General features: G+C 63.1%; 7 protein-coding genes and 1 pseudogene. 1 reads left to right on the top strand and 7 read right to left on the bottom strand.

Going from position 1 to position 4891, the window contains the following annotated elements:
• Positions 1–555: pseudogene (locus B3D39_RS12595) on the top strand (capsular polysaccharide biosynthesis protein); the annotation flags it as partial.
• On the opposite strand, the gene ribD reads toward B3D39_RS12595, so the two are convergent.
• The 7 genes from ribD to B3D39_RS12560 form a co-directional block, all read right to left on the bottom strand.
• The gene (ribD, locus tag B3D39_RS12590) at positions 525–1628 is read right to left on the bottom strand and encodes a bifunctional diaminohydroxyphosphoribosylaminopyrimidine deaminase/5-amino-6-(5-phosphoribosylamino)uracil reductase RibD (RefSeq protein ID WP_274962915.1); all 1104 of its coding nucleotides are present in this window, start codon (positions 1626–1628) and stop codon (positions 525–527) included. The pseudogene B3D39_RS12595 and the gene ribD sit on opposite strands and share 31 nt — an antisense overlap.
• Positions 1625–2095 carry a transcriptional regulator NrdR gene (nrdR, locus tag B3D39_RS12585; protein WP_075774214.1) on the bottom strand — a complete coding sequence of 157 codons (471 nt, stop codon included), beginning with the start codon at positions 2093–2095 and terminating at the stop codon, positions 1625–1627. The genes ribD and nrdR overlap by 4 nt, the downstream gene beginning before the upstream one ends.
• A 142-nt stretch (positions 2096–2237) precedes the next feature.
• The gene (locus tag B3D39_RS12580) at positions 2238–2654 is read right to left on the bottom strand and encodes a secondary thiamine-phosphate synthase enzyme YjbQ (RefSeq protein ID WP_274962914.1); all 417 of its coding nucleotides are present in this window, start codon (positions 2652–2654) and stop codon (positions 2238–2240) included.
• A complete protein-coding gene (locus B3D39_RS12575) occupies positions 2654–2977 on the bottom strand; it encodes a hypothetical protein (RefSeq protein WP_078570046.1) in 324 nt (107 codons plus the stop codon). The genes B3D39_RS12580 and B3D39_RS12575 overlap by 1 nt, the downstream gene beginning before the upstream one ends.
• 94 nt (positions 2978–3071) lie before the next feature.
• Positions 3072–3791, bottom strand: a complete 720-nt coding sequence (locus B3D39_RS12570) for a hypothetical protein (RefSeq protein ID WP_274962913.1) — start codon at positions 3789–3791, stop codon at positions 3072–3074.
• 189 nt (positions 3792–3980) lie between these two features.
• A complete protein-coding gene (locus B3D39_RS12565; protein WP_274962912.1) occupies positions 3981–4349 on the bottom strand; it encodes a hypothetical protein in 369 nt (122 codons plus the stop codon).
• Between the two features lie 62 nt (positions 4350–4411).
• Positions 4412–4891, bottom strand: a 480-nt coding sequence (locus B3D39_RS12560) for a sigma-70 family RNA polymerase sigma factor (RefSeq protein WP_286789751.1), incomplete at its 5' end; no start/stop codon positions are given.

Below are 4891 nucleotides of genomic sequence, written 5' to 3'. Positions count from 1 at the left end.
CGCCTCGGCGCGGGGGAGACTTGCACAAATGCGATGCTTCTGGAGAGAACCCGGGCCGAGAACCCCGATTCAGTTATCCTTTTCAAACCTCACCCCGATGTCGTCGCTGGTCTGCGTCCCGGCGTCGTACCCGATGAAGTGGCGAAGACATATGCCGATCTGATCCTGCCCGAGACCAACACCGCTGCGCTGATCGACGCGGTGGACGAGGTCTGGACGATGACTTCCGGCCTCGGCTTCGAGGCTCTCTTGCGCGGCAAGGCTGTCACCACCCTCGGGGCGCCCTTCTATGCCGGCTGGGGGCTCACCCGCGATCTCGGGTCTGTTCCGGCGCGCAGAACGGCGCGCCCCGATCTGCTGCAGCTCGCCCATGCCGCGCTGATCGCTTATCCGCGCTATCTCGACCCGGTCAGCGGGTTGCCCTGCCCGGTTGAGGTCGCGCTGGATCGTCTGAGCGAAGGCCGCGCCCTGCCCCGGGGCCCGCTCAACCGGATCGGTGCGAAGCTGCAGGGGGTATTCGCGTCCTATACGTGGCTCTGGCGCCGCCAGCGGTGAAGCAGGTCGTCGCCGATGGGGCGGCTTTCGACCAGAGCGTAGCGCGGCGCAGAGGCGAGCGCACTCAGCCCCATATCGCCGACCCCGGCGCGACCATCCGCGCCCAGCACCATGCCCGCAGTGAAGCCGATCAGCTCGTCCACCAGCCCGGCATTGATCAGAGAGGCCGCGAACTTGCCGCCGCCTTCGCAGAACACGCGGGTCAGGCCGAACCCGGCCAGAGCCTCCATCAGCGCCAGCGGATCGAGACCGCCGCCAACTGTCTCGGCCACCTCGATCAGTTCCGCGCCCACATCGCGCCAGTAGTCTTTCGCTTCCTCAGGAGCCTCGGCCCCATGGATCAGCCAGAGCTGCGCGGTATCCAGTGACCCGGCAAGCCGCTTGCGCGGCAAATCCAGCCCCGCCGAGGCCACGATCCGCAGAGGTTGGCGCAGCGGCGTGAAGCTGCGCACGGTCAGCAGCGGATCGTCGGCCCGCGCGGTCCCGCCACCCACCATCACCGCGTCGAATTCAGCGCGCATCGCATGGACCAGCGCGCGCGATTGCGGCCCGGTGATCCACTGGCTCTCGCCGGTCGAGGTCGCGATACGCCCGTCGAAACTGCTCGCAAGCTTCAGCGCGAGCCACGGCCGCGCGCGGGTCACACGGCTGAGAAACCCCGCCTGCAGATCGCGCGCCTCCGCCTCCATGAGCCCGGTTTCCACGTCGATCCCCGCGTCGCGCAGCATCGCATGACCGCCGCCCGAAACGCGCGGATCGGGGTCTTCCATCGCCGAGACGACACGCGCCACTCCGGCCTCGCGCAGCGCCATCGCGCAGGGCGGCGTCTTGCCGTAATGGGCGCAAGGCTCCAGCGTGACATAGGCCGTGGCGCCATGCGCCGCCTCCCCCGCCTGCGCGAGCGCACGCACTTCCGCATGGGGCCGCCCGCCCGGCTGGGTCCAGCCGCGCCCGACGACGCGGCCCTCTTTCACGATCACGCAGCCGACGGCCGGGTTCGGCCAGACATTGCCAAGGCCCCGGCGCGCAAGCGTCAGGGCCATCGACATGAACCGCCGGTCTTCTTCGGTCACTCGGGGTCGCCCGCTCCCGGCGGACGCAATTCGGAGACGAACTTGTCGAAGTCGTCCGCTTCCTGGAAGTTCTTGTAAACGCTGGCGAACCGGACATAGCCGACCGTGTCGATCCGCGCGAGCGTCTCCATCACGATCTCGCCGATCACCTTCGAGGAGATGTCGGTCTCGCCCATGCTTTCCAGGCGTCGCACGATACCGGAGATCATCTGGTCGATCCGCTCCGGTTCGACCGGGCGTTTCTGCATCGCGATCCGGATCGAGCGTTCGAGCTTGTCGCGATCGAAATCCTCACGCTTGCCGGAGGTCTTGATCACGACGAGGTCGCGCAGCTGGACGCGTTCGTAAGTGGTGAAACGACCGCCGCAGGCCGGGCAGAACCGACGTCGCCGGATCGCGACGTGATCTTCCGCCGGACGGCTATCTTTCACCTGAGTATCGACATTTCCGCAAAATGGGCAGCGCATTCGCTTTCCCCCGTTCGTTGTCCCGCCTCACGATAGGGTCTGCATGCCCCTCTTATCCACAAGACCTTAGCCTAGCGTCGATGGTTTGGGTAGGAAAAATCTTTCGACCCCAGATGTGGCAGTTGCCTGTGGCGAATGAGACTCAGCGCAGGAGCGCCATGACCTCTCGGCGATGCGTCCGGCTGCGATGTTCGAAAAGGTAAATTCCTTGCCAAGTTCCGAGCACCATACGCCCCGAAATGACAGGAATCTGCAAGCTGACCGGCAAAAGCGCCGATTTGATATGGGCCGGCATGTCGTCCGGCCCCTCATAGGTATGGGTCAGGTAGGACATGCTGGGATCGGTCGCGGGCGGCACGAGCCGATGGAAGAATTCAGCCAGATCGGTGCGCACTTCTGGGTCGGCATTTTCCTGGATCGCGAGACTTGCCGAGGTGTGACGGATGAACAGCGTGAGCAACGCCTCCTCCGCATCGGCGCCCGCGACCCAAGCCGCCACGTCACGCGTGAATTCGTAAAGACCCGGGCCCGATGTTGCGATCTCGAACCGGCGATGCATCAGCTTTTCGGCGCGGGACGCGCCTCGGAGCGATCCGTCGCGACGATCGCGAGGCATTCGGGGTTGATGTCCATGATCTTGCGCTCTTTCGCCCACACCGCATCGGCCTGCGCGCCGCTTAGCCCGCGCTTGACCATGGCCTTGGGTTGCGGCGTGCCGTCGCCCACGCCCGAGACCACCGAATAGGTGCCGCCTGCCTCTTCCTGCACATAGAGGAAACAGGTGCCTGCTTGATCCATGCGCGGCGTGCCCGATTGCATCGTGCCGACCTGACAGGCAGCGAGAACGAGAGGGGCGAGCAAGGCAGGCGCAAACTTGAACATGGTATCTCCGGTTATTGGGTCGCCTCAATTTGGACCGCCGCAAGACGACAGGCAACGCCTTTTGCCCACGCGCGCCACACGAATTAGGCCGCCACTACGCGTGGGAAACCTCGGCACTCTGGAACTGCGCGAGCAGGTAACTGAAACCGTAGCCGCAGGCGATGGAGGCGAAGACGATCTCACCGCCATCTTCGATCAAGCCGAGAAGCCATGAGAGCGGAGCGCCCTCGAACACGCTATGGATTGCGTCGAACCCCACTCCACAGATGATGAGACCGAAGATCGAAGCGGAAAAGCGAAGCACATAGAGGCGCTGCTCCGGCGACCCGAAGCGATAAGCGAGCCACAGAAGCGCGACAACAACGACGCCTTGTCCCGCGAAATACACAAGCTCTCCGATCGTCTGCGCGGCATGCGGATCGGCGATGACTTGCCCGAACACCCTTTCCCTCAGAAACCGGCCTGCGTGTTCGTGCAACTGCTTGCTGTCATCGGCAAGCAGAATGGCGAAGACGGCGAATATGAAAACGCTCATGGCGTTCGGCTTTTTCAGGAACGACGCGAGCATGAACACCATGATCGCGGTCCATTTGAAGAACCCGAAATTCTCGGAAAAGCTGAGGTCGAGACCGATATCGAACCGCCAGAACTGTTCGGCGATCAGCCCGTCGCCATGATTGAGCCCCAAAACGTTGTAAGTGATGAAAATAGCCAGCAGCACTGCATCCACGAAAAGCAAAGCGAACAGAAACTTTCGCGTTAACTCGTCATTGAACGGTTTCAGCAGGGCTGGCGCGTAATTGCGCAGCCGCATTTAACTCCCCCCAACGAACACCCCAATTGTCCGTAAAGTGACGATAACACGATCAGGGGAATTTCAAACTTTCCAGCAACTTGAGGGACGAAAAAGCCGTTCCACCCCCCGAAATGCTCAAGAAATGTGCGAAATATGCGGTTTAGGGGCCGCCGCCTTGACGCAGCAATGCAAGCGGACCGCCCTCCGTCACGGCACGTGAACGAGACCGTTCATCTTGCAGCCCAGCGGCGCAAGATCGGCTTCGACCGCGGCTTTATGCGCGTTGAATTCGACGTTATGCGCATCGATCGCCTCTTGGCTCGGGGCATGGCCGGACTCGCGCTGCGCCGTGGTTTTCGCCTCCAGACGCGCAGCCTCTTCTTGATGATCGCTGGCGAAGACGGCCTTGGCCTTCTCCCAATTCTCGGCGATCGCCTCCTGGCTCTCTCCTTCGCAGGTGAAGAGATAGACCAGCTTGGCGGGCTTGTCGGGAATGTAGAATTGCGCGCGCTCGGCGGCGCTGGCGGACCCAGCGACCAGAAGGGCTGCAGCCACAAACGTAGTGAAGACTTTCATGCTCCCCTCCCCGGATGACATGAAAACGCCCCCGAAACCGGGGGCGTCCTGATCGAATGCTATTACTGGTCGAGGAACGAACGCATCTTGCGCGACCGGCTCGGGTGCTTGAGCTTACGCAGCGCCTTCGCCTCGATCTGACGGATACGTTCGCGGGTGACCGAGAACTGCTGGCCCACCTCTTCGAGCGTGTGGTCGGTGTTCATGCCAATGCCGAAGCGCATCCGCAGAACCCGCTCCTCGCGCGGGGTGAGCGAGGCCAGAACCCGCGTCGTCGTCTCCTTCAGGTTCTCCTGAATGGCGGAGTCGAGCGGCAGAACGGCGTTCTTGTCCTCGATGAAATCGCCAAGCTGGCTGTCTTCCTCGTCGCCGATCGGCGTCTCGAGCGAGATCGGCTCCTTGGCGATCTTCATCACCTTGCGGACCTTCTCGAGCGGCATCTGCAGCTTGTCGGCCAGTTCCTCGGGCGTCGGCTCGCGGCCGATCTCGTGGAGCATCTGGCGACCGGTGCGGACCAGCTTGTTGATCGTCTCGATCATGTG

Source organism: Thioclava sp. UBA3469, assembly GCF_002378135.1.
GTDB lineage: Bacteria > Pseudomonadota > Alphaproteobacteria > Rhodobacterales > Rhodobacteraceae > Thioclava > Thioclava sediminum.
The sequence above is the reverse complement of the archived record's forward strand: the minus strand, read 5'-3'. Positions and strand labels throughout refer to the sequence as shown.

Bases quoted from the DNA above. Each gene is read 5' to 3' on its own strand.
- nrdR (WP_075774214.1), bottom strand. From the start codon at position 2,095: ATGCGCTGCCCATTTTGCGGAAATGTCGATACTCAGGTGAAAGATAGC.
- B3D39_RS12575 (WP_078570046.1), bottom strand. From the start codon at position 2,977: ATGTTCAAGTTTGCGCCTGCCTTGCTCGCCCCTCTCGTTCTCGCTGCC.
- B3D39_RS12570 (WP_274962913.1), bottom strand. From the start codon at position 3,791: ATGCGGCTGCGCAATTACGCGCCAGCCCTGCTGAAACCGTTCAATGAC.
- B3D39_RS12565 (WP_274962912.1), bottom strand. From the start codon at position 4,349: ATGAAAGTCTTCACTACGTTTGTGGCTGCAGCCCTTCTGGTCGCTGGG.
- B3D39_RS12580 (WP_274962914.1), bottom strand. From the start codon at position 2,654: ATGCATCGCCGGTTCGAGATCGCAACATCGGGCCCGGGTCTTTACGAA.